Genomic DNA, 24,149 nt, shown 5'->3' with positions numbered 1-24,149 from the left:
TGGAGGGGCGGAATCGATTCTGAAGAACGATCCGTAACCGGAATGGTTCCCGCAAGTCGTCAAGCACTGTAGTGTGTGATGAGCCGGAAGTACAAACCTCACCTCCAGTCAGCATGAGCAGCATTGAGAGGTTCCTGGAACCCGAAAGAATACATTATAGAGGTGAAATCCTTGACTAAGAAAATTGCTTTTTTTGATTCAGGCATTGGTGGTTTAACCGTTTTGCATAAGGCATTACAACAGTTTCCGGAAGAACAATTTCTGTATTATGCGGATACCTTGCATGTCCCATATGGAACCAAGTCTGCGGATGAGGTTAGAGGACATATTTTTGATTGTGTGGAAGCCATCTTTCAGGAGGATGTTCAAGCAATCGTTATTGCTTGTAATACAGCAACCAGTCTGGCTGTTAAGGATCTGCGCGCCAAGTACGATATTCCGATTATTGGCATGGAGCCTGCGGTGAAACCAGCCGTGGAGATGAATCGTGACAGTGGGAAGAGAGTGCTTGTATTTGCTACGGCCCTCACCTTGAGCCAAACCAAGTATAACGAACTGGTATCGCGTGTTGATGATCACCACAGTGTGGATTCCATTGCACTGCCGGAACTTGTGGAGTGGTGTGAACAGCTGGACTTTGATCCGAGCAAAATCGCTGATTATTTCCGGTTCAAGCTGGCAGATCTCGATCTTCAAGGGTATGGCACAGTGGTGCTTGGCTGCACGCATTATCCATTCTATACGTCCATTCTACGTACGGTTCTGCCAGATCATATACAGATTATTGATGGCAGTACAGGTACGGTCAACCACCTGAAACAGCGGCTTGAATTAGTGGGTCAGCATGAAGGCAGAACAGGAGAAAAAGTCACCTTTCTTAGTTCATCAGGCCGACCGGAAGAGCAGGAGAAGATGTACAGAGCACTTCAATATCTTGAGATGAACTCCAAGTAAGTTACACCATAGGGAGGTGATAGCTTTGCAGTCCATTTATCTTATCCGTCACGCCAAGGCCACAGGGCAGGAACCCCATGCAGAGCTTACAGATGAAGGGCTCAGGCAGGCTGAAAAACTTGCAGAAATCTTGGCTCATCATTCCATAACGTATATTGTCTCCAGTCCATGGAAAAGGGCCGTTCAGACGGCTATGCCACTGGGCATAGCAACGTCGCAACATATACATACGGATGAACGTCTCCAGGAGAGGATACTTAGCTCCGTTAATCTGCCTAACTGGATGGATGTGCTGAAACGTACATACGATGATGTGGACTGGGTGGAAGAAGGTGGGGAATCATCCAGAACCGCCGCTGCAAGAGGGATGGCATTACTGGAAGAGTTATGGAGCAGACCTGAACAGCACGGGGCCGTGGTTACACATGGAAACCTGTTATCACTACTTATTCGTGAGTATGAATCATCCTTTGGTTATGAAGAGTGGACCAAACTGTCTAACCCGGATGTGTATGTGCTGGAGCGACAACGGCCAGATGCAGGGCTACCCACCATTCGTAGAATTTGGACAAATTGAACAGCAAAAGAGTGCTCCAGTGATAGTATATCAGCCAGAACACTCTTTTCGTTTATCCATGGGGCATATTTACAATGCGGCAATAATGATCATAACCCATCCAGCTAGAAATGCGACTCCGCCAAGTGGGGTAATGGCTCCCAATTTGCGAACACCCGTTACACTTAAAGCGTACAAGCTACCCGAGAACAGGATGATCCCGGCGAACAGTAGCCATCCGGCAAGCATGACGAGTGAAGAGGATTCGAGACGGTCTGCCAGCAGTCCAATCAGGATGATTCCAAGTCCGTGGATAAGGTGATATTGAACGCCGGTTTCATAAATTTTGATCATGTCAGCGGATAATTTGCGCTTGAGCGCATGTGCGCCAAAAGCACCCAAAGCGACAGCCAGGAACATCATAATACTGCCTAGGATAATCAGGGTTTGCAATGTGTTTTTCTCTCCTTTTAAGGGTAATTAGATACAACATCAAATGAGTTGTCCAGCATGAATGTTGTTTACAGTTTGCGCAATTGAATCTGCCCAATGGAGTGATCGGCTTCCTTTTTCAGAATCAGCCTGGCCCGTCCTTTGGTTGGCAAAATGTTTTCATGCAGATTCTTGGCATTGATATCTTGCCAGATCTGGTTGGCCGTACGCACGGTTTCTTCTTCATCAATATTGGCGAATCGTTGATGGAAAAAGGAATCCGTGTTCTGAAACGCTGTATTGCGTAGCAGCTTGAAACGCTCAACGTACCAGTGTCTTATATGTTCTTCTTCCGCATCAATGTAGATGGAGAAATCAAAGAAATCACTGACCAGCAAAGGCGTTTCCTTTTTGATCTGAAGTACATTGATACCTTCAATAATGAGAATATCCGGTTGACAGATCTGCTTCTCTTCCCCTTGAATGACATCGTAGGCGAGGTGAGAATAGACCGGTGCTTTCACTTCGGGTTTGCCTGATTTCACATCGCCCATGAAATTAATCAGGGATTTGATATCATAGCTTTCCGGGAATCCCTTGCGGTTCATGATGCCCTTCTCTTGCAGCACGGCATTGGGGTATAAGAAACCGTCGGTTGTGACCAGGTCAACCTTGGGGCTATTCTTGCCTCTGGCGAGCAGTGCCTGAAGTAAGCGAGCCGCTGTACTTTTGCCCACGGCAACACTTCCCCCGATCCCAATGATGTAGGGGGTGGGGAGAGCTTCTTTTTTCATAAAGGATGCCGTCAGTCGATTCAGTTCTCGTGAAACTCTTGCATATAAGTCAATAAAGTGGGTAAGAGGCAGATATATATCTTCGACTTCTTGAATCGATACCTCTTCATTCAATCCCTTTAACTGTTCTAATTCGGCTTCCGTCAGTGGAAGAGTGGTCTGATGTTCTTTAAGCTCAGCCCATTCCTTGCGGTTAAACTCGATGTAAGGAGAGTATGAATTCATGAGATCCCGCTTTCTGTATGTAATATAATCGTGGACACAACCCTTAGTGTACCAAATTTCAGGAAACTGACAACACCTTTACATTGTGCATTCCACAATGCCTTTCGTCAAAATGGAGAGAAAAGCAACTTATAGGAAAGTTTAACCCAATTTATGTTAAAGTCAACGTATACCATGCGGAAGGGTGACAGCAAATGATCGTATATGAGAGAGAGCATGATTTTGTTTTGACCGCACAGCATGAGCATGGATTAGTAGCCGGAGAAATGGCTTCCCACTGGAAAAGTGAATTGCTTGCCGATGCTGCGCATCGGGATGATTTAATCCTGGCGGCGAGAGAACATGACCGTGGCTGGATCGAACTGGATTCATCTCCGTTCTGGAATGATTACAGTCAATCGCCGTATTCGTTTCGTGATTTTCCGCTGCGTCCGCGTTTTGTATTCTACCATAAAGGCATTGAAGAAGTTCGGCAGAAAAACCTCTACGCCGGATTACTGTGTAGCTTGATGTATACGGAACTATTCCAGAAAAATCTGGGGGCCAATGCTCAGGATGATGAAGACATCCGAGATTATCTGAACGAAGAGCTTGAACATCAGTTGAGTTGGGAGAACCAGCTTGGTGGTGATGCTGAAGCATTGAAACGAAGGTTGCAAAGCGATGTGGAAATCATGTTATTCTGTGATCAGCTCAGTCTGTTTCTCTGTATGGAGGAACCGGGAACACCTGCTGCGCGTTATGATTTTTTTGCAGAAGGCCTCAGTTGTACGTTTGATGCTTGTTCCAGACAACCGATTCAGGCAGAGTGGTTATCCAATGAGAAAGTGGGCCTGTCTTTTTTCCCGTTTGATGAAGACTTTACGGTTGTTTTGCCCTACAAATCGGTACCGAAGGCAAGTATCCGCAAATTTGGTATGCAGCAGGCTTATCGCCGGGCAGAGTGGAAGGAACGCCGGGTGTTGATTACGGAATTGAAGTGAGAACTCGAACATCCGAGCTTGAGGAATGCACAGCATAGAATATCACAAAACAGGCGGGCTTCTGATGTACAGGGCGTCCGCCTTTCGTATGCATATATATCATCATGAACTACACTTCGAGACTATTAAAAATACCAATAAATCAGCGTGGGAACAAAGAAGGAAAACACAGGTTATTCCCAGAAATGTTAGTGTACAGCAGAGAAGCGCACGTTAGCGGGAGGACGAAAATGAACACCAGAATAGAGATATTAACGATGTGTATGGTATGGGACAAAATGAATGATCAGGTGCTGCTCATGAATCGGCCGGATCGCAAAGGATTTCCGGGATATATCGCTCCTGGGGGAAAGGTAGATTTTCCAGAGAGTATCGTGGATGGTGCCGTGCGGGAGGTTTTGGAGGAGACGGGGTTAGCGGTCAATGAGATTACGTATAAAGGACTTGATGAGTTCTGTGATCCCGAACAAGGATTGCGGTACATGGTATTCAACTATTTGGCAACTTCATTTGAAGGTGAGTTATTGCAAGATCCTCCCGAAGGCGAACTGTTATGGGTGCCTGTGAAGCAGGTGTTCGAGTTACCTATGCAGGATTGGTTTGCTGAACGTATCCCGCGTTTTTTCCAAGCGGGTACCTTTGAGCGGAGTGTGATCTGGGAGAAGTCATCTGGACGTACCCTGCAGGAGACATTTATGGTGTATAGCGATTCGGTTCTTGAACAGAGTGAAGTTAGATAAGCCGATAGAAAGGTTGGATACAGCATGTAAAATTTCCATTACATGATGGATCATATTGTATCATCCCTATCTATATATTTATATCCATATATTATGATATAATGAAGTTTACTTTTTTTATGGGAGATGACGAGTGACATTATCAAAATCAATCCGGATCAGAAAGTGGTTAATAGATTGAGTGAACTAGTTTGTTGGAACGAAGAATAATATATTTGTAGATTCGCCATACATAGGCTTCTGCAAACAGGACGTAAATGAATATTGTACGATGAAAAGGTGGAGATTGGCATGAAATTGTCGTTCCGGATTTTGGACTGGGAAGAAGAGAAACCGTATGAGCTCTTATTGATGGCTGATCCTTCAAAAGCGATTGTTGACGAATACCTGAGCCGTGGTGTTTGTTTTATTGCCGAGTATGAAGGAGAGATGGTTGGGGAGTTCGTATTGTTGAAGACTCGTCCGGAGACTGCGGAGATTGTTAATATTGCCGTACAGGAAGAACTGCAGGGACAAGGTGTAGGCAAACATATGATCAAGGAAGCGATGGAAGCTGCACGGAGACTGGGCTGCCGGATTCTCGAGATTGGGACAGGTAACTCAAGCTTTCATCAATTAAAGTTATACCAACGTTGCGGATTCCGCATTATCGGGGTCGATCGCGACTTCTTTGTGAGGCACTATGAGGAAGAGATTATAGAGGACGGCATCCGCTGTGTAGATATGATCCGTATGGCCATAGATCTGGATGCTGTTACAGAGGATGAAAAGAAATAGGAATTACTCGCTGGGATTGAATTTGCTGTATCCAAAGAAGCTGCTCGGATCGTTTATGTCTGGGCTGGCTTTTTTCTGTTGAGCTTCTGAAGAAAAACCCAATTATTTGTTGAATGTGATGTCAATTGGTTAATGTTTAACTTGACGGTTTGTTTTTGAACATAATGGACCACAATTCAATTAAGGAGGTAAAATGGGAGATCGTATGCCTATTTGCTGTAATTAAGCGTTCGTTGTTCTACTCAAATTGCTCGATTTATTCGATTCATCTAATTTATGCATCAATTGAACTAAAAATAGGAAATGCTCCTGAGCGTAAAAGTTTATAGAATAGATATTAGAACACGGACTTCACTTGAAAAAGAGGAGAAGGTGTAACCTTCGAACGGATCAGGACAGTATTCGACATCTGTGCGACGGTATATACAATCATTGTTTTACTATGATTTTGAAAACGCAGACAAACCTTGACGGGAGCGTCGGACTAACGTTACTACCACCAACAGCACGATTATTGGACTTCATGAAAAATTTCGCTTAAAATGTTGAACGAACGCAAATTACGGCTTAGTCAATGATTTCCGTCAAAAACTTATGACTAAATCAAGACGGAGGGAACGTCGATGACGATCGTGGAAGGCAACAAGAAGCCCTGGGAAAGTTACTATGGCCCCAATATGGGATACGTACAGGAACAATATGAATTATTCACTCAAGACCCTGGTTCGGTAACACCGGCCTATCGGGAACTATTTGAACAATGGGGTGCACCGCCGATGTCTGGCAGGGATGCACGTACAACCTCTAATTCCGGCAACGCCCAATTGGCTTCCGGAAACGTAGACATTCAATTATTACAGAAAGCGGTTACAGCGGGCAAACTGGTATGGAATATCCGTACGTATGGTCATCTTGCTGCAGATATAGATCCGCTTGGAATCAGTGAAGATACAGATACATCTTTGCTGGAACCTCAGCATTTTGAATTAAACGAAGAAGATCTGAAAGCCTTGCCTGCTTCCCTAATCTGGGAAGGTGCAGATGGACAGACAGCAACCGGATGGGATGCAATCCAGCGCTTGCGTCAGATTTACACTGGACCTATGGCTTATGAATTCAGTCATGTGCACGAAGTTCAAGAGCGTGAGTGGCTGAATCGCCGTGCGGAATCCCGGACATCACCTGCCCCGCTTACAGCGAAGGAACGCAAGACTTTGCTGGAACGTTTGGTGGAAGTCGAGCAATTTGAGGATTACCTTCACAAAACATTTGTTGGGCAGAAACGTTTCTCTATCGAAGGTAACGATGTGCTTGTACCGATGTTGGATGAAGCTGTTCGCATCATGGCAGAAGCCGGATCAAGCCACATTTTGATGGGGATGGCCCACCGTGGACGGTTGAATGTATTGGCTCATGTTTTGGGCAAACCGTACAGCAAAATTTTCTCTGAGTTCCACCATGCTCCGAACAAAGACTTGGTTCCATCGGAAGGTTCGACCGGAATCAACTACGGTTGGACGGGGGATGTCAAATATCACATGGGTGCCAACCGTTTTGTGAAAGACGGGGAGACTGTGCAAGCCCGCCTTACTTTGGCGAATAACCCGAGCCATCTGGAATATGTCAATCCGGTTGTACAAGGATTTGCGCGTGCGGCTCAGGATGACCGTCGTGACCCTGGATATCCGAAGCAGGACGTAACGAAGGCAGCCACCATTTTGATGCATGGTGACGCAGCATTCCCTGGAGAGGGAATCGTTGCAGAGACGCTGAACTTCAAAGCTCTGCCAGGTTATCAGAATGGCGGAACCATTCATATTATCGTCAACAATCGTCTGGGCTTCACTACTGATAGCAGTGATTCCCGTTCAACGTATTACGCAAGTGACCTTGCCAAAGGGTACGAAATTCCGATTGTACACGTGAATGCGGACAATCCGGAAGCTTGTATTGCAGCCATTCGTATGGCAGCAGAGTATCGCAATCGTTTCAAAAAAGATTTCCTGATCGATTTGATCGGTTACCGTCGATACGGCCATAATGAAACGGATGATCCAGAAACGACGCAGCCTACCGTCTATGACAAGGTGAAAAACCATCCAACCGTAAGCCACTTGTATCAGGATCACTTGAAGCAAGAATCGGTTATCGATGATGCGTCTATTGCGAGTATTCGCGATGGAGTAATGAACAAATTAAAAGAAGCTTACGACCAGATGAAGAAAAATGAAGTACATGAATATTACCAACGAAAAATCAGCGAGCCAGAAGCCGTTACTATTACGCCGACTGCGGTACCACTGGAGAATCTGCGCAGCATTAATGCCGATTTGCTGAAATGGCCTGAGAACTTCAATGTGTATCCGAAGTTGCAGCGGATTTTGCAGCGCCGGAGCACTTCCCTGAACGAAGGGGAAAAAGTGGATTGGAGCCTTGCGGAGACACTCGCATTCGCAACCATTCTGGCAGATGGCAAGCCAATTCGGATTAGTGGACAGGATGCCGAGCGTGCTACATTCGCTCATCGGAATCTGGTGTTGCACGATTCGGAGAATGGAGCAAAGTTCTGCCCATTGCATCACTTGCCACAGGCAAAAGCATCCTTTGCAATCTATAACAGTCCGTTATCAGAAGAATCCGTTGTTGGATTCGAATACGGATATAACGTATATTCACCAGATACACTGGTTATCTGGGAAGCCCAATTCGGTGACTTTGCCAACTGTGCACAGGTTATTTTTGACCAGTTTGTATCAGCAGGTCGCGCCAAGTGGTCTCAAAAATCCAGTTTGGTTATGTTGCTTCCACATGCGAATGAGGGTCAGGGACCTGAACATACAAGTGCTCGTCTTGAACGCTTCCTGCAGCTTTGTGCAGAAGACAACATGACGGTTGCCAACTTGTCGAGTGCTTCCCAGTACTTCCACTTGTTGCGTCGTCAAGCTTCGTTGACTGAAACGGAAGATGCTCGTCCACTTGTGATGATGTCACCGAAAAGTCTCATTCGTAATCCGCGTGTTGCATCACCAGCAGTCGAATTCAGCGAAGGCAAGTTTGAGCTTGTGCTGGAGCAAGCTGGACTGGGTACACAGCCGGATCGCGTGGAGCGCATTATTTTGTGCAGTGGCAAGATTGCCATTGATCTAGAAGATGCTTTTGAAAAAGATAAAGCAGATTGGTCATGGCTTCACATTATTCGTGTGGAACAGCTGTATCCGTTCCCGGCAGAAGAGATCAAACGTGTACTCGCACGTTTCAGCAATGTAAAAGAGCTGGTATGGGTGCAGGAAGAAAACAAAAACATGGGTGCCTGGACATACATGGAGCCTCGTCTTCGTGAAGTCGCCCCGGAAGGCACAACCGTTAGATACGAAGGTCGCCCGGAACATGCAAGTCCTTCCAGCGGTTATCAACTTGTGCATAGTATGGAACAGCAACAGATTATTACATCTGCGTTGAAGCAAACGACGAAGAATAATATTCCACTGGGGAGGTAACAGCTGTGAGTGAAATTAAAGTACCTGCAATGGGTGAGTCAATAACTGAGGGAACTGTATCCAGATGGATGGTCAAAGAAGGGGAAACCGTTAATCAGGGCGATGTACTTCTTGAGCTGGAAACGGACAAAGTAAATATCGAAATCAGCGCAGAAGAAAGTGGAGTGCTGGAGAAGATCATTCGTCAGGAAGGGGAGACGGTAGAGATCGGTGAAACGATCGGTACACTCTCGGCTGGATCTGGAGGAGGAAGCGGTGCACCCGCTTCCGAACCGGCAGCAGCTGAGGAGAAAAAGACCGCTACTCCTGCACCTGAAGCCCCAATACCACCGGCACCTGTTGCGGCAGCACCAGAGTCATCCGATAGTGGCAAGACAGCTTCACCATCTGCTCGTAAACTTGCACGTGAGCGTGGGATCGAGTTGGATCAGGTTCAGAGCAAAGATCCGATTGGACGGGTATACCAGGATGATGTGAAGAGCCATAGCAATCAGGCGCCTGCTCCGGCTGCTCCACCTGCAAGTAAAGCTCCAGCAGCACCAAGTGCTCCGGCAGCGGGAAGTTCCACTTATACCAAACCAGTGGAGCGTCAACGCATGTCTCGTCGCCGTGCGACCATTGCCAAACGTCTGGTAGAGGCTCAGCAGACAGCAGCCATGTTGACTACGTTTAATGAAGTAGATATGACTGCTATCATGGATGTACGTAAACGCCGTAAGGACAAGTTCAAAGAGAAGCATGAAATTAACTTGGGCTTCATGTCCTTCTTCACCAAAGCAGTTGTGGGAGCTTTGAAAAAGTTCCCGACAATCAACGCAGAGATTGATGGCGAAGATGTTGTGCTCAAGAAGTATTATGATATCGGCATCGCCGTATCTGCGAAGGAAGGACTGGTTGTACCTGTTGTACGTGATGCTGATCGTCTGGGCTTTGCCGAGATCGAGAAGAGCATTGCGGATCTGGCATCCAAAGCTCGTTCCAATACGCTGGCATTGTCTGATCTACAAGGTGGAACGTTCACCATTACCAATGGTGGAACATTTGGTTCCTTGTTGTCTACACCAATTCTGAATACACCTCAAGTGGGTATTCTAGGGATGCATAAGATTCAGCTTCGTCCAGTGGCAATTGATGCAGAGCGGATGGAAAATCGTCCAATGATGTACATCGCATTGTCCTATGATCACCGGATTATCGACGGCAGTGAAGCCGTGCGTTTCCTGGTAACTGTAAAAGAACTGCTTGAAGACCCGGAATCCCTGTTAATTGAAGGTTAATCCATAAGGTTTGATCATGGCTATGGCTATTATTCATATTGTTTAACAAGAAAACCCCTGAACTGGAGCGCAGCGTGAGCTGTACATCCGATTCAGGGGCTTCTTGTTCTTGTGCTTGCTTATATGTTTCTGATCATTTAAATAGAGTCAGCCATCGCAGCAGGGCTCACTGCATCGTCGTGTTCACTAGAGTTAGGTGTATTCCGCTCTAGCCAGCTCACAACGTGCTGGGCCACTTCTGTTCGGTTCGTCTCATGCAGCATTTCATGGCGCCCACCTGGATACAGGTGGTACTCAATATTCTCCAGATGAAGCTTCTTATACTGGGAGACCAGATTAAGAACGCCTTTGCCATGAAGTCCAACAGGATCCTTCTCACCGGAGAATAGATATACGGGTTTATGTTTCGGTATACGCTCCATATTGTGTGGGAGATGGACTTCAAGTAGCAATTTGAAGAAGTCGCGGAAAAATCCTGCTGTACAGACCGCTCCGCACATGGGATCATCAATGAACCGTTGAACCTCTTGCGTGTCCCGGGACAACCAGTCAAAGGGTGTCGTCGCAGGGCGGAAAGAGCGGTTAAATCCTCCAAATACAATCGCATTGAGCAGCATGCTGGGATGAGTAGCACCCTGAATGCCACACTGCAAGAAGGCCAGTTTCTCTCCAACCCGGAGAAGACCGCGTCTGCCATTGGTCCCGGATAAAATAAAGGCATGGTACCGCTCATGACCAGCGTACATGAGATGCTGTACCAAGAACGAACCCATACTATGCCCCATTAGAAATAGGGGCACCCCAGGGTTTTCCTTGGCGGCTACTTCGCCCAGATTGATCATATCACTCGCCATCCAGCGGAAGGCATCGATACCAGCATTACCGAGCAAGCTGACACTTTCCACGGTTTTTCCATGACCCCGATGGTCATTGGCATAGACCGCGTAACCGTGTCGGGTAAGAGTGTCGGCAAACTCGGCGTATCGGGCCGCGGTTTCACCCATGCCGTGTGCGATTTGCACGACGCCCTTAACATTGCATTCCGGATCGGGAAGCCAGCGGTACACATGAATACGGGTACCTTCACTACCGACCAAGGCAAAGGTAGATTCCTGCATCTCGTGTAATTCCTCCTTCACAGGTTACATATAAGCTTGATTTATGGCAGATAAGAGCGAAGAACAGTGGTATTTCCATCTAATGTATAAGAACCCAGATTGGCTGGTAAGAGATAACATTGTCCGGCTTTCAATTCAATGTTGTCTGATTCAGCATGTGCCCACGACAGCGTTCCTTCGCCTTCACAGACAACGAGAATCGTGAAGCTATCAGGATTGGTGGAGAGTTCCCAGCGTTGTTCAGTCACGATGCCTTTTTCAACCACAAAATAAGGGCATTCCGCGAGCTTGAGCCATTCACCAGGAGTGGCGTTGTTTGTTTTCATCGTTGAGGCACCTGCGCCCTCATAGGCGGTTACATTCAGCGAGTCTTTAACATGCAACTCACGTGGCTTGCCATCCAGGCCTGGACGATTGTAATCGTAGATCCGATACGTCGTATCCGAGTTTTGCTGAATCTCAGCGACAACCACACCCGCACAGAGCGCATGTACCGTTCCTGCAGGAATAAAGAACGTATCACCAGCTTCAACAGGAACCTGACGAAGGGTATCCATCACCGTACCGTTCTCCAATGCTTCTTTCAATGTTGCACGGTCCACACCTTCATTTAAGCCATAGATGATGTGTGCGCCCGGTTTTGCGTCGAGTACATACCACATTTCTGTTTTGCCAAGCTCGCCAGGAGGAAGTGCCTCGTACTCGTCTGTCGGATGAACCTGAACGGACAGGTCATCGTTACAGTCGAGCAATTTAATCAAAAGGGGGAAGCGTCCACCTTTCTCGGAAACGCCTTTGGTTCCAAGCCATTCGGTGCCTAGCTGTTCACGAACTTCATCCAGACCCTTGCCAGCAAGTGCTCCATTTAATACCTTGGTTGTACCATTGGGATGATCTGCAATCATCCAGCCTTCTCCAATATGTCCTTCAGGGGGCGTAAGGCCAAATTGCTCCAGCGCACGACCGCCCCACACACGTTCTTTGAATTCAGGTTGGAATTGTAATGGGTATGGCGTAGACATCAGTAATCTCTCCTCTAGTATATGAAATGGTGGATCGCTTTAATCAGTCATGGGCATGTAGTCGCCATGAACAAACAAGTGAATACGTTTGCATATGTGTATGTAGAACACAGATCGCAGTAAGAGAACGCCAGTAATGGCTCACCTTGCGACTGTGTCTAGTTTATTGTATTTGGTGAACAAAGGAAATTATTTTTTCTCGATTCCGATCAGAAAAGGAGAAGTCTCTCGCTGTAATTGGCGATACATCACGACCTGTGCCTGTTCTACCGGCAGGGCAGAGGACCATTCCAATACAGCTTCTGCTTCCTGTGCCCCTCCGTCATGACCGGGGTAGAGCACAACCGTAATGATGCCGCGAGGACGTAATAAAGCAAGTGCAGCTTCGAGTGCAGCAATCGTACTGTCTGTCACGGTGATGATGGAGGAATCTGCACTTTCTGAAGGCAGGTACCCCAGATTGAACATGACCGCCCCAACTTCACCAACCCATGACTCAGGCACCGCTTCTGCCATGCGATCATGGCTTAATTCAAGCATGGATATGGAACCAAGCTTGGCTTCGTCGTTTTGTTTTCGTATGCGGGCCTGTGCCAACGTAAGGGCTTCACTTTGAATATCGAATCCAATCACTTGTCCACGTCTGCCTACTTGTTGTGCCAAAAATAATGTGTCTGCTCCTGTGCCGACCGTTGCATCTATGGCCAGATCACCTGGCTGCAGACGGGAAGCAATCCACTGATGCGCACAGCTGAGAACTGAAAGAAAGCCCATCTATGCTCGCCTCCAATACTTACCTTGCCAGGTATCCCGCTCTCGCAGCTCACGATCAATGGAGTTCAACACTTCCCATTTGTTCATGGACCACATCGGTCCAATCAGTAGCTCACGCGGTGCGTCGCCTGTAAGACGGTGTACGATCATTTCCGGTGGAAGCATCTCCAGTGTATCTACGATCAGCTTGATATACTCGTCCTGTTCCAGAAAACGTAGAAGTCCGGCTTCGTATTGCTTCACCATTGGTGTTTTGCGCATCAGATGTAGCAGGTGAATCTTGATGCCCTGTACATCCATGTTGGCGACGGCACGTCCAGTATCCAGCATCATCTCATGCGTCTCTTGCGGCAGACCATATATGATATGTGTACACACACGTATATTCCGTTTGCGCAGTTTCTCAACGGCTTCTTCGTAACACTTCGTGTCGTGCGCCCGATTGATCAATGTCGATGTGGAATCATGGATGGTTTGCAGCCCCATCTCAACCCACAGGTAGGTGCGCTCGTTCAGTTCAGCCAAATAATCAACGACGTCATCTGGCAAACAGTCCGGGCGAGTGGCGATGGACAAACCAACAACACCGGGTTGCTCTAGAATTTCTTCAAAATATTCGCGCAGCTCCTCAACCGGAGCATACGTGTTGGTATAGGCTTGGAAGTAGCCAATATAATGGGCTGTAGGCCACTTGAGATGTTGTTTATCTCTTATCGTATTGAACTGGGTGACCAGATCTTCACGTCTGCTGCCAGCAAAATCGCCTGATCCACGCGCACTGCAGAAGGTGCAACCACCTTTGGCAATGGAACCGTCACGGTTGGGACAGGTGAATCCGGCATCCAGCATCACTTTGAAAACCTTATTGTTAAATTGATCGCGCATCTCGTAATTCCAGGTATGGAATCGTTTATCTCCCCACAGGAGAGGGGGCTGTAATGCAGGTGCATTCATCTTCAGGGTACTCCTTTGGCTGTCGAATTACAGTAATCATACGTGAACAAAAGAAGAAGCGCTATGCGATTTCCATCAATGACAATCGATAGCGATAATAGGTGTCTTCATGAACATTAGCATTTTGCATTATTCGATTTGAATCGCTCACGGGTACAAGATATGGACAGGAAAAAGCATCCTGATCCATATCTTGCTGATTGGAAGACGCTTATGGGATTTATGCAAAATGCTCACTTTATCATTGTATCAAAAAACTGAAAAAAAAGGGAATCGAAACGCAAAAATAGGCCGTAAAATCAAGGTTTTCTGCTTGCTATAGTTTACACATTGTGTTATATTTAAATCAACGTCAGACACCATCTAATGGGTATTATTCATCATAGCATTTGAATCAACGTTGACGTCATGGACCATACTATACCGTGAGGTGATATGAATGAATTCCCAAGTTAAAAACAATGAATTGAATCATGTGTCTGTTGAATTGACGGCAGAAGAAGCACTGGCTTTAACAGGTGTTCGTTTTAATGGAAATCCGAAAGTGAAAGCGGCTGCAAGACAAAAAGTTCGCGATGCTTTCGAAAAGACATTTGATTTTTCACACCAAGATAAGGTAGACTATGAACTACTAAAGTAGTTGGACCCCAATTCCAAATAAATCGAAGAGGGAATCTTTGAGATTTGCCCAAAGTGGCAGATCCGAAGATTCCCTTTTCATTGCTCTTTACAATTTGCCAGTTCTTCGGCAAAATAAGTCTGAGACAAGTATGGGACAAACGGAGGAATAAAATGCGTTTACGTGGCAGAAAAGGGATAAGAGAAAATCTGGAGCAACAAGTCGATCTTGTTGTACTGGACCCCAAGCAACATAAAGGAAAATGGTCTGAACTGTTTGGCAATGACCATCCGATCTTCGTGGAATTTGGTATGGGTAAAGGTCAATTTATCAGCCAAATGAGTTATAAATATCCGGAATTTAATTTTATCGGTATTGATATGTATGATGAACTGGTACGTCGTGCCAGTGAGAAGGCTCGTAATGCGTGGAGTCAGGCTGATGTGGAGACACCTCCGAACCTGAAGCTTGCGCTGGCAAATATTGAACAGATCGAGGAAGTTTTTGAACCGGAAGAACTGGAACGCATTTATTTGAACTTCAGTGATCCTTGGCCGAAAGCAAAGCATGCACGCCGTCGGTTGACGCACCCGCGTTTCCTGAAGAAATATACGGAACTGCTTAATCCAAAAGGACAGATTCATTTCAAAACCGATTCCGAGACACTGTTTGATTTCTCGCTCAACGCGATTTCTGACTTTGGCCTGCAAATGACGAATCTGTCTCTGAATCTGCATCGCGATGGATTGAACGAAGAGCATGTGATGACGGAGTACGAGCAGAAATTCATGGGCAAAGGCATGAACATTCACCGCGTTGAAGTGATCGTTGGTGAAGAGGCCTTGCGTGAGTATCAGCAGACACGTCTGGACAAGTATAAAGTTCGTGAAGCTTCGGATGAGTCTGACGAAGATCAGGATCAGGAATAAAATCGAAATCAAAATTAAATTCATACAAGAAGAGCGACTTATGAGGTGAATGGTTCATTCTCATAGGTCGCTCTTTTTGGATCAACGCTCAATGTGCAACATTTAGTAAAACTCATGTCTTTTTATGAATTCAAAAGTTCTCTGAATGGAACTCTTTGCGGCGATAATCATTCGGTGTAACACCGTTGAACTTTTTGAACATGCGGTAGAAGTAGGAACTGTTGGTGAACCCGGTTCTCTCGGCAATATCGGCAACGGAGTTCTCAGTCTCTACCAGCAAATGCTGAGCTTTAGCTATCCGGGTTTCGTTAATCACATCCGTGAGCCCTTTCAGGGTGAGCTGTTTGTAGAGCCTGCTCACATAGATGGGCGACATGCCCAGTTCATCTGCAATTGAAGTTAGACAGAGATTGGGATCGGCATAGTCCCGCTCGATAATGCCATTGATTTTACGAATCAACTCTTCATGCTTCAGTGTGCGTTTCTCCTCGACTTTGGAACCAAGCTCATCAAACATCCGATAGAAGTGTTCATGTACTTCACTGATGTCTTCAGCGTCTTTGACAGGCAGCATTAAACCATCGGAGACGGAATCAAGCGTGAGCTGATTGTTCTTCTTGAGGGTGTTTCGTACATGATTCAATGTCATCGTCAGGTGGGATAAAGCTAGCTGGAAGACGGTAAACGGATAGGCGGCTGTCTCGCCGACGATGTCTGCATAGACTTGTTTGGCTTCTCTCGTCTTGCCTGTCATTAGATAATCGACAAGTTGTCTTTCCTTACCTGCCGGGAATGCGTATTCTTTCGTGTGATAAGCCATGATGTCAGCGGTATAGATTAGACAGCCTGGTCCCATGAACAAACGATGCAGTGAAGCTTCGGCTGATCTGGTGTAGGATGCAATACTGTCTTCCAATGAATCTTCTTCCGTGCCGATGGTGCAGGAGATGGAGCATTTTAAATGGGTCATTACAGCAGCCTGCATCATACGTAACAATTCTTCAATCCGGTTAGGAGCAGGTTGGCCAAGTTCAGGGAGTTCTTCTTTTTCATTGAAGATAAGAGTGATTAGATCGCCGCCCATGTCCACCGCTTCCGCATTGTAGTGGAGATCAGCCGTCTCGGTGCATATGTTCATCATGGCGTATTTTACAAGCTGGGTCTCGTCACGATACGTTTCATTGAATTCGGTAAAATGGTCAATCCGCAGCAATACTAGCCTGGATGCACGTTGAACGTCAATGGAGGAACCATAGAACCTCATTCGTTCTTCCAGCATACCTCCGGTTACTGTTTCACGGCCCTGCAGAGCCCCTCGCAGAAAATCCTGCCGTAACAAATGAAGACTGCCACGTCGCTCCGCTTCCATCACACGCAAACGTACAAGCACCTTATCAATAGGATGATACAGTTTTCGAGACACAAGGTAGGAGAGCAGCAAGCCTGCGATGAGAAGTCCGACACAAAACAGAACGGTGTGTGTACGCATACTCCGTATATCTGAGGTAATCAGATCATATGGTGTTATTCTCACATAACGCCAGCCCAGGTCATCGGGAGCGGTGTACGTAATGAGCGATTTCTCATCACGGTACCGATGCTGAAGCCAACTTTTGTCATTCTCCTGTTGTTCTCGCTTGGCAGCATCATGAAGGGGCAGTTCGACCTTTTCTATCAACTGATCGGCAACAACGGGGTGCTGTACAACGCGACGGATATCATCGATACGTATGTGTATCGTTCACTGAAAGTAACGTTTGATATCGGGATGGCAACAGCTGCCGGTTTGTATCAGTCGTTGTTCGGATTCATTTTGATCATGACCGTCAACTATATTATCCGCAAAGTAAATGAGGACTACGCCTTGTTCTAGAACGCCCGCAGGGCAGGAGGGAGAACGATCATGAACACGCCAATCAATACGCACACGCGAACGAATGCTCGTCTCAGAGATTCGGAATTCACCTTCATGTTTCAACTAATTGCATATAGCGTCATTATTATTTTATCGATCATGTGCTTGATACCGTTTCTGCTCATTCTATCCGGTTCATTCAGCAGCAACGAGTCCATTGTGAGGGATGGCTATCATCTCTTTCCGACGGACTTTTCCCTGGAAGGCTACAAAATGGTGTTCAAATTCCCGACCCAGGTGCTCAAGGCTTATGGGGTAACTGTCTTTACAACGGTGGTAGGGACTACGCTTGGACTTTTCCTCATCACAATGGCCGGATTTGTGCTTCAGCGCAAGGACTTTAAGTATCGAAATACCTTCTCATTTTTTATTTACTTCACAACATTGTTTGGTGGCGGACTCGTGCCCTGGTACATTATGCTGGCGAACTATTTCAATCTGACGGATACGTACACCGTACTTATTTTCCCAGGGTTGATGACGCCGTTTCTCATTATCCTGATGAAAAACTTCATTCGTTCGGCAGTGCCGGATGAATTGATTGAGTCCGCCAAAATTGATGGAGCGAATGACTTCCGCATCTATTTCAGCATTGTGTTGAAACTGGCGATGCCTGGTATCGCAACCGTAGGTCTGTTTCTGGCACTGGGGTACTGGAATGACTGGTTTACCTCATCGCTCTTCATTAACAATCCGGATATGTACCAGCTACAATTTTATCTTTATAACACAATGAACACGATTACCTTTATTGACCAGATGGCGATTGGCACAGGGATCACGCTCAGTCAGGATGTGCCAACAGAATCAACCAAGATGGCGATGGCGATCGTTGTGACGGGACCGATTTTGTTCCTGTATCCGTTTGTACAACGTTACTTTGTTAAAGGACTTACGATTGGTGCAGTGAAAGGTTAGAACGTGAACACGCTTTGGATATCAGGCCGTTCGTATTATCTCCGGTCTGAAGCATGGCGAGTCTGCGCTAACATATAAAGGTTCACCACAAAAAGGGAGGATGCGTATGCGTAACAAAACAATTCGGCACCTGTCTCTGGTACTTGCCCTGATGTTGTTCGCCGGGGTGCTTGCCGCATGTAATAACGGTTCGGGGGGATCGACGCAAGGAAGTGAGCAGGGAGGAACACCCGAGAACAAAGGCGAGAAAGTAACGTTACAATTTTACATGCTTGGGGATGCTCCCAAAGATCTGCCTGTCATTGAATCCGAGATCAATAAGCTGGCTGAGGCTGATCTGAATGTCAATGTGAAATTCAACTACACCTCATGGACCGACTGGGATCAAAAATATAAACTGCTTTTGTCTTCCGGACAGCCGATCGATCTGATCTTCACAGCGGATTGGACATTCTACCAATCCTATGCGAAGAAGGGCGCGTTCCTGCCGCTGGACGAAATGCTGCCAACAGCAGCGCCAGCACTGAAGGCTCATGTACCTGAGGATATGTGGAATGCTGTCAAAATCAATGACAAAATCTATACCGTTCCATCGACATGGATTGAGTATGTAACAGAGGGGATTGCGTACCGCGAGGACTTGCGCGAGAAGTACAATCTTCCGAAGCCGGAATCGCTGGAGACACTCGAAGCATATCTGGAGGGTATCAAAGCCAATGAACCGAACATGATTCCGATCGCGGATAGCAATGCTAACCATACCCATGGTATCCGTCAATTGACATCCAAGCTGGTTAATACGGCAGGTCAACTTCCATATGGACTGGATATTATGTATGACACACCATCGACCGTGACGTCCTACTGGGGATCGGCGCAGCATCTGGAAGACCTAAAAACATACAAGCGCTGGATGGACAAAGGCTTCTTCCCGAAAAACGTGCTGAATGTAAAGGATACTTCCAACTCATTGCTGCAAAATGGAAAAGCGGCAGTTGTTCTCTCCGGGGAGAACCCGAACAAATTTAATGCAGATGTAATCAAGGTGCAGTCTACGCATCCAGATTGGAAACTGGCTTATTTCCCATATCCGAATGCGAAAGGGTTTGCACAACCGGTTCACCCGATCCATAACGGATTTGCGATTCCGCGTAGCAGTAAAAACCCTGAAAAAGCATTGGCATTTTACGAGAAGCTCGTGACAGACAAACGTTACAACTGGTTGACTGAATACGGCGTTGAGGGCAAAAACTTCGAGGTAGATAATGGTTACTATAAAATGGTCGGCGATGCACAAACTAACGGCTTCCCGCGTGAAGGCATGAATGGTTGGGCATGGCGTAATCCGGAATTCATGCTCTATGATAAAACTTTTGATGATGTCCTGACCATGTTTGAAGATCTCGACAAAATCAAAAAGCCGGATATTTACACCGGATTTGCTGAAGACTGGACTCCGTACCAAGCCGAGAAGGCTGCATTGGAGCAAGTGGAAAAACAATATTTGTATCCGCTTAATGTAGGTTTGGTGGCAGACGTGGAGGCTGGATTGAACACATTTATGGAGAAGGCGAAGCAAGCAGGGTTGGAAAAAATTCAGGCAGAGTACATCAAGCAGTGGCAGGAGTACTTGAAGTCAGCAGGCATTCAATAATTTGTACTTTCCTTCATAAGAAAAGGTGCCTTCGGATTCGAAGGCACCTTTTCAATGTGGTTGCAGGCTTGTTTGAAGCCGTTGGTTAGAGCCGTGATTGGACCAACCCTGCGGGAAGCAGCCTCCCGTTTGGGATAAGATCATAAGCGAGCCTCTTCTGCGGATGAAGGACGAACGTCCTCAAGCAGATCGATGATGCTTTGAGCGCTCTCCATCGGATGAACCTTGGCGATCTCCGCCAGATGGCGTTGGCGTTTACGTACGACATCCGGGTAGTGATGCAACAGCTTGTTCATCCATTTGACCACTACGTCCAGCGAAGTTATGGGTTCACCCAAACCTCTTGCGGTAAAATAATGGACGTTTTCTTCTTCCTGACCAGGTATGGGGTTGTGAAACAACATTGGAATTCCTTTGGCCAAGCCTTCGCTGCAAGTCATTCCACCAGGTTTGGTGATCAGCAGGTCGGAAACTTCCATCAATTTGTCGATTTCGTTGGTGTAACCGATAATATGGATGTTTTCTTTTCGATACATCGGGTTCTGTTCCATGCTGATCCGTGCTTTATCATTGCGACCGAGACAAAAAATGATCTGGATATCTTCATGCCAGCGAGTTAGCAACGGATGGACCAACTTGTCACTTAACATTCCCCAACCGCCTCCCATGACCAGTACAGTCGGCATGTTCTTGAGGTTGAATCTGCTTCGGATCTCATCTCGTCCGGGATGCTCCCAGAAGTTCGGATGTACAGGAATGCCTGTGACTCGAATTTTGTCTATTGGTACGCCACGCAACATTAGTTTGGACTTAACCTCATCTGAAGAAACCAGATAAAGGTCTACTTCACGGTTAATCCATGTCCCATGTGCATCATAGTCGGTGATGACTGTGCATAGGGGAACCTGTACACCCAGACGTTTCAGTCTGGATATGACAGCACTTGGGATCGGATGGGTACAGACGATCGCATTGGGACGTAACTGACGCACGACGCTGCGTGTGTGTGTGTAGAACAGTTTATGCAGCGCCAGTGTTGTCAGCCGGTTCAATGATTTTTTATATTGATGTCTGTATACGTATCCTACGAGTTTGGGTTGGTTGGTAACCGTTTTTTTGTATGCCGTTATAATTAGAGGTGCCACCTTGGGATTTAAAAAACTTCCCAGTTCAAGCACTTTCGTCTGCACGTCTGGCGACAGCTTTCGCAAATTGCTGGACAGTGCATAGGCGGCTTGAGTATGACCCGTACCAAAGCCTTCAGATAATAGTAATACTCTTTTTTTCTCCACGCTTGCTTCACCTGTTCCTGCTAGGTTTTTCTGAGTCTAACATATCGGCTTTAAGACCAGAATGCAACTGTGGCAAGTGCGACTAAAGTACCTATTGTGGCACCTGCCAAAACATCGGATGGATAGTGTAATCCCAGATAAATTCGAGAGAATCCGACAATAAGGGCCACAGGCAACAATATTAGCAATAAGATTGGATCAGTGGTCATAAATGGAACCGTGACCGAAAAAATGGCAGTCGTGTGTCCTGAAGGAAACGAGTGATCCGTCAGGGGATTACGGAACGTGATGGTATCCGGCAAGGCCAGATAAGGCCGAATGCGGGGATACAATTTTTTCGCGATGGCTACAGGAATATGGCTGACCGCAAGAGCGATACAAGCCTGAAGTCCTGTTGTACTCCATGGAGCTGGAGCGAGCAACCAGATTAACAAGGATACTGCAATAGAAGAAGTTGCTCCACCCAGATGGGTGAAATAATACAGCCAAAAATTCATAAAACGATTATGAAGTCGGCCGTTGATCCACATAAAAACATTTCGATCATAATCTTGAAACTTTAAGAATAAACGGCTCATATTGGCCTCCTGCCAGTCAGGCCGCCCGTAATGGCGGCAGTATTTCCGGTGATTTTTCTGCATCCGGTTTCGTCCTGATTAGTATATAACCGTTTTTCGTGAACTTGAGGTTATTTCAGGTATATGTTTATCATATTTTTAAATGTTGTCCTTTTCAAGAAGAACACATGTAAAGAACGTAAAATTCATGTTAAAGAGTGGATATATACCCATCTTAACTTTTTGACTTGAGTCAGCCAAAAAAGATACAATGATTCAACATGGCTGAAATGAGGTAAAAAAAATGTGAGTTTTGGTTTAAACTTTTTGAGGTCTGTTTGCGTTATTTGTTATAGAGCCTCTGACGAAGAATAACATGCTGATGAAAAAAGCAGGGACTTTAGAAATAAAAATCAAGTAAACGGCTGAAAATAAGATATAACAGGCATGAATGCGAGGTTGTGGTATCACGAAGTGTCTATTCAGCGTTTAAAGATCACATTTCTGCTTAAGAAAGTGGAATTGGGGTTTTGACAAATCACTGAAAAGAATACAGAATCGATAAAGCAGCCAACTGATAGCAACCAAGCTTTGAAACATTGCCTGATATAATCACGTAGTACACAAAAGAACAGGGTCATATTCTGCAGATCACAAAAAAATAAATTGCAGAATCAGGAAGAGAAATGCTTGAGTAAACTGGGTTTTGAAAAAAAGGGGGTAACAGAGAACGATGTTGGACGCTATATTCGTCACGATGCAGGTCATTCTGGCACTGCTAGCCGTGTACCAATTCACGTTTTCGCTGTTCGGTCTGATTAAGAAAAAGAAAAAGAAACATTATCCGGCGACAAAATCATTCGCTGTACTCGTCGCAGCACACAATGAGGAACAGGTCATTGGTGCCTTGATGGAGAACTTGAAACAACTTGATTATCCTGAAGATCTGTATGATGTGTTCGTCATCTGTGACAACTGTACGGATGGAACGGCTCAAATTGTCAGAGAACATGGGTTGAATGCCTGTGTACGTACCAACGCCGATCTGAGAGGTAAAGGGTATGCCATCGAATGGATGCTTAAATACCTGTGGAAATTGCCACGTCAGTATGACGCAGTTGTTATGTTTGACGCGGATAACCTGGTTGACCGTAACTTCTTGCTTGAGATGAATGATGACTTGAACAATGGTTCGCGTGTTATCCAAGGATACATTGATACGAAAAATCCGGAGGATTCCTGGATCACTGCAGCATACGGTGTATCTTACTGGTACATTAACCGTCTATGGCAGTTGTCTCGTCATAACTTGAATATGGCGAACTTCCTCGGAGGTACCGGAATGTGCTTCGAGACCAACCTGTTGAAGGAAATTGGCTGGGGCGCAACAAGTCTGGTAGAGGATCTGGAGTTTACGATGCGCAGTGTGCAACGTAATGTGTATCCTGTTTTCAACTATGATGCCAAAGTATTTGATGAGAAGCCATTAACGTTCAAAGCTTCAGCGCGACAACGTCTCCGCTGGATGCAAGGTCACTTTACAGTTGCACGTAGATACTTCTTCCCACTGCTCTGGCAGTCCATTAAGGAAAGAAGCTTGGTGAAATTCGACCTTGCTATCTATGGAGCCAATGTCTATGTTGTATTGCTTACATTCCTGATGACTGCTGCGATGTGGGTAGACATGGCAATATTCAACGGTCCGCACATTGCGAATATTTATGGATACTTCCCGTTATGGGTTGGATTCGTGGCCATTGGCCTGAATATTCTGACGTTCCTGTTGTCCATGGCGCTGGAGAAGGTTACCTTTGCCAAAGTTTATCTATATCTGATTCTGTTCCCGATATACCTGCTGTCATGGTACCCGATCACGTTCTACGCTTTCTTTACGCAGAACAACAAACAGTGGAGTCACACCCAACACACGCGTGTTGTGCGCTTGGATGAGGTACAGAGCAAACAAGGGTAAGGAACATGCAAGCTTGACTTTGTCGGCATCGCATATAACAAATGTATAATTTCAGAAAATAAAGTTGTAGAGATGTTGACAATGCATTTCGTGAATGTTATAGTATTCAAGTGCTTTAAAACGGCTTTGAAACGAATAGCAATGGAATCACAAGTAGAAGTCCGACTTCTCACCTGATCAACATGATGTT

General features: G+C 46.1%; 21 protein-coding genes and 1 pseudogene. 13 read left to right on the top strand and 9 right to left on the bottom strand.

From position 1 onward, the window contains the following. Window positions 1–171 precede the first annotated feature (171 nt). Together murI and OM416_RS14150 are read left to right on the top strand one after the other, a co-directional pair. Entirely contained in the window at window positions 172–954 is a 783-nt protein-coding gene (gene murI / locus OM416_RS14155; RefSeq protein ID WP_264930193.1) for a glutamate racemase, read from the top strand. Window positions 955–979: 25 nt separating this feature from the next. Then, the gene (locus OM416_RS14150) at window positions 980–1,531 is read left to right on the top strand and encodes a histidine phosphatase family protein (RefSeq protein ID WP_264930191.1); all 552 of its coding nucleotides are present in this window, start codon (window positions 980–982) and stop codon (window positions 1,529–1,531) included. 69 nt (window positions 1,532–1,600) lie between these two features. On the opposite strand, the gene OM416_RS14145 is transcribed toward OM416_RS14150, so the two are convergent. Both OM416_RS14145 and coaA read right to left on the bottom strand, forming a co-directional pair. Beyond that, window positions 1,601–1,963 carry a DUF423 domain-containing protein gene (locus tag OM416_RS14145; protein WP_076330238.1) on the bottom strand — a complete coding sequence of 121 codons (363 nt, stop codon included), beginning with the start codon at window positions 1,961–1,963 and terminating at the stop codon, window positions 1,601–1,603. Window positions 1,964–2,031: 68 nt separating this feature from the next. Continuing rightward, window positions 2,032–2,961 (bottom strand): type I pantothenate kinase, encoded by a 930-nt coding sequence (gene coaA, locus OM416_RS14140; protein ID WP_264930188.1) that lies wholly within the window; start codon window positions 2,959–2,961, stop codon window positions 2,032–2,034. Window positions 2,962–3,155: 194 nt separating this feature from the next. On the opposite strand from coaA, the gene OM416_RS14135 reads away from it, so the two are divergent. The 5 genes from OM416_RS14135 (at window position 3,156) to odhB (ending at window position 10,235) form a co-directional block, all read left to right on the top strand. Beyond that, window positions 3,156–3,944: a DUF3891 family protein gene (locus tag OM416_RS14135; protein WP_264930186.1), complete on the top strand. Its 789-nt coding sequence runs from the start codon at window positions 3,156–3,158 to the stop codon at window positions 3,942–3,944. 230 nt (window positions 3,945–4,174) lie between these two features. Beyond that, complete coding sequence (locus OM416_RS14130) at window positions 4,175–4,684, top strand: 8-oxo-dGTP diphosphatase (RefSeq protein WP_264930184.1); 510 nt, start codon at window positions 4,175–4,177, stop codon at window positions 4,682–4,684. Between the two features lie 291 nt (window positions 4,685–4,975). After that, a complete protein-coding gene (locus tag OM416_RS14125; RefSeq protein ID WP_062833408.1) occupies window positions 4,976–5,461 on the top strand; it encodes a GNAT family N-acetyltransferase in 486 nt (161 codons plus the stop codon). A 623-nt stretch (window positions 5,462–6,084) separates the two neighbouring features. Next, window positions 6,085–8,958, top strand: coding sequence for a 2-oxoglutarate dehydrogenase E1 component (locus OM416_RS14120; RefSeq protein WP_169478884.1), 2,874 nt, complete (start codon window positions 6,085–6,087; stop codon window positions 8,956–8,958). A gap of 5 nt (window positions 8,959–8,963) precedes the next feature. Continuing rightward, the gene (gene odhB, locus OM416_RS14115) at window positions 8,964–10,235 is read left to right on the top strand and encodes a 2-oxoglutarate dehydrogenase complex dihydrolipoyllysine-residue succinyltransferase (RefSeq protein WP_264930181.1); all 1,272 of its coding nucleotides are present in this window, start codon (window positions 8,964–8,966) and stop codon (window positions 10,233–10,235) included. Window positions 10,236–10,372: 137 nt separating this feature from the next. Here the strand turns inward: odhB and OM416_RS14110 are convergent, their stop codons facing one another. The 4 genes from OM416_RS14110 to OM416_RS14095 form a co-directional block, all read right to left on the bottom strand. Beyond that, window positions 10,373–11,353 carry a lysophospholipase gene (locus tag OM416_RS14110; protein WP_264930179.1) on the bottom strand — a complete coding sequence of 327 codons (981 nt, stop codon included), beginning with the start codon at window positions 11,351–11,353 and terminating at the stop codon, window positions 10,373–10,375. Between the two features lie 41 nt (window positions 11,354–11,394). Beyond that, complete coding sequence (locus OM416_RS14105; RefSeq protein ID WP_264930177.1) at window positions 11,395–12,375, bottom strand: type I phosphomannose isomerase catalytic subunit; 981 nt, start codon at window positions 12,373–12,375, stop codon at window positions 11,395–11,397. Window positions 12,376–12,564: 189 nt separating this feature from the next. Next, window positions 12,565–13,149, bottom strand: coding sequence for a class I SAM-dependent methyltransferase (locus tag OM416_RS14100; protein WP_264930176.1), 585 nt, complete (start codon window positions 13,147–13,149; stop codon window positions 12,565–12,567). Then, entirely contained in the window at window positions 13,150–14,103 is a 954-nt protein-coding gene (locus tag OM416_RS14095) for a TIGR01212 family radical SAM protein (RefSeq protein WP_264930174.1), read from the bottom strand. 439 nt (window positions 14,104–14,542) lie between these two features. Here OM416_RS14095 and OM416_RS14090 point away from each other — a divergent pair, with 439 nt between their 5' ends. Together OM416_RS14090 and trmB are read left to right on the top strand one after the other, a co-directional pair. After that, window positions 14,543–14,743 (top strand): hypothetical protein, encoded by a 201-nt coding sequence (locus OM416_RS14090; protein ID WP_036610190.1) that lies wholly within the window; start codon window positions 14,543–14,545, stop codon window positions 14,741–14,743. A gap of 152 nt (window positions 14,744–14,895) precedes the next feature. Then, entirely contained in the window at window positions 14,896–15,651 is a 756-nt protein-coding gene (gene trmB / locus OM416_RS14085) for a tRNA (guanosine(46)-N7)-methyltransferase TrmB (protein ID WP_264930171.1), read from the top strand. A gap of 130 nt (window positions 15,652–15,781) precedes the next feature. Here the strand turns inward: trmB and OM416_RS14080 are convergent, their stop codons facing one another. After that, complete coding sequence (locus tag OM416_RS14080) at window positions 15,782–17,185, bottom strand: helix-turn-helix transcriptional regulator (RefSeq protein WP_264930169.1); 1,404 nt, start codon at window positions 17,183–17,185, stop codon at window positions 15,782–15,784. Between the two features lie 48 nt (window positions 17,186–17,233). Here OM416_RS14080 and OM416_RS14075 point away from each other — a divergent pair. From OM416_RS14075 to OM416_RS14065, 3 genes and pseudogenes are all read left to right on the top strand, one after another. Continuing rightward, window positions 17,234–17,524: pseudogene (locus OM416_RS14075) on the top strand (sugar ABC transporter permease); the annotation flags it as partial. 96 nt (window positions 17,525–17,620) lie between these two features. Beyond that, entirely contained in the window at window positions 17,621–18,484 is an 864-nt protein-coding gene (locus OM416_RS14070; RefSeq protein WP_371327924.1) for a carbohydrate ABC transporter permease, read from the top strand. Window positions 18,485–18,584: 100 nt separating this feature from the next. Further along, entirely contained in the window at window positions 18,585–20,138 is a 1,554-nt protein-coding gene (locus tag OM416_RS14065) for an ABC transporter substrate-binding protein (protein ID WP_413775784.1), read from the top strand. 140 nt (window positions 20,139–20,278) lie between these two features. On the opposite strand, the gene OM416_RS14060 is transcribed toward OM416_RS14065, so the two are convergent. Both OM416_RS14060 and OM416_RS14055 read right to left on the bottom strand, forming a co-directional pair. Continuing rightward, on the bottom strand, window positions 20,279–21,430 hold the full coding sequence (locus OM416_RS14060; protein WP_264930162.1) for an MGDG synthase family glycosyltransferase: 1,152 nt from the start codon (window positions 21,428–21,430) through the stop codon (window positions 20,279–20,281). A 50-nt stretch (window positions 21,431–21,480) separates the two neighbouring features. After that, complete coding sequence (locus OM416_RS14055; protein WP_169478872.1) at window positions 21,481–22,008, bottom strand: phosphatase PAP2 family protein; 528 nt, start codon at window positions 22,006–22,008, stop codon at window positions 21,481–21,483. Window positions 22,009–22,720: 712 nt separating this feature from the next. Between OM416_RS14055 and OM416_RS14050 the strand changes: the two genes are divergently transcribed. Further along, window positions 22,721–23,959, top strand: coding sequence for a glycosyltransferase family 2 protein (locus tag OM416_RS14050; RefSeq protein ID WP_062833421.1), 1,239 nt, complete (start codon window positions 22,721–22,723; stop codon window positions 23,957–23,959). The last annotated feature ends 190 nt before the right edge of the window (window positions 23,960–24,149 follow it).

The organism is Paenibacillus sp. LS1 (assembly GCF_026013365.1).
Classification (GTDB): domain Bacteria; phylum Bacillota; class Bacilli; order Paenibacillales; family Paenibacillaceae; genus Paenibacillus.
This window is presented reverse-complemented; position numbering and strand designations above follow the sequence as displayed.

Bases quoted from the DNA above. Each gene is read 5' to 3' on its own strand.
- trmB (WP_264930171.1), top strand. From the start codon at position 14,896: ATGCGTTTACGTGGCAGAAAAGGGATAAGAGAAAATCTGGAGCAACAA.
- OM416_RS14070 (WP_371327924.1), top strand. From the start codon at position 17,621: ATGTTTCAACTAATTGCATATAGCGTCATTATTATTTTATCGATCATG.
- coaA (WP_264930188.1), bottom strand. From the start codon at position 2,961: ATGAATTCATACTCTCCTTACATCGAGTTTAACCGCAAGGAATGGGCT.
- OM416_RS14130 (WP_264930184.1), top strand. From the start codon at position 4,175: ATGAACACCAGAATAGAGATATTAACGATGTGTATGGTATGGGACAAA.
- OM416_RS14050 (WP_062833421.1), top strand. From the start codon at position 22,721: ATGTTGGACGCTATATTCGTCACGATGCAGGTCATTCTGGCACTGCTA.
- OM416_RS14095 (WP_264930174.1), bottom strand. From the start codon at position 14,103: ATGAATGCACCTGCATTACAGCCCCCTCTCCTGTGGGGAGATAAACGA.
- OM416_RS14125 (WP_062833408.1), top strand. From the start codon at position 4,976: ATGAAATTGTCGTTCCGGATTTTGGACTGGGAAGAAGAGAAACCGTAT.
- OM416_RS14135 (WP_264930186.1), top strand. From the start codon at position 3,156: ATGATCGTATATGAGAGAGAGCATGATTTTGTTTTGACCGCACAGCAT.
- OM416_RS14105 (WP_264930177.1), bottom strand. From the start codon at position 12,375: ATGTCTACGCCATACCCATTACAATTCCAACCTGAATTCAAAGAACGT.
- OM416_RS14090 (WP_036610190.1), top strand. From the start codon at position 14,543: ATGAATTCCCAAGTTAAAAACAATGAATTGAATCATGTGTCTGTTGAA.
- OM416_RS14100 (WP_264930176.1), bottom strand. From the start codon at position 13,149: ATGGGCTTTCTTTCAGTTCTCAGCTGTGCGCATCAGTGGATTGCTTCC.
- OM416_RS14120 (WP_169478884.1), top strand. From the start codon at position 6,085: ATGACGATCGTGGAAGGCAACAAGAAGCCCTGGGAAAGTTACTATGGC.
- OM416_RS14055 (WP_169478872.1), bottom strand. From the start codon at position 22,008: ATGAGCCGTTTATTCTTAAAGTTTCAAGATTATGATCGAAATGTTTTT.
- OM416_RS14065 (WP_413775784.1), top strand. From the start codon at position 18,585: ATGCGTATGCGTAACAAAACAATTCGGCACCTGTCTCTGGTACTTGCC.
- OM416_RS14110 (WP_264930179.1), bottom strand. From the start codon at position 11,353: ATGCAGGAATCTACCTTTGCCTTGGTCGGTAGTGAAGGTACCCGTATT.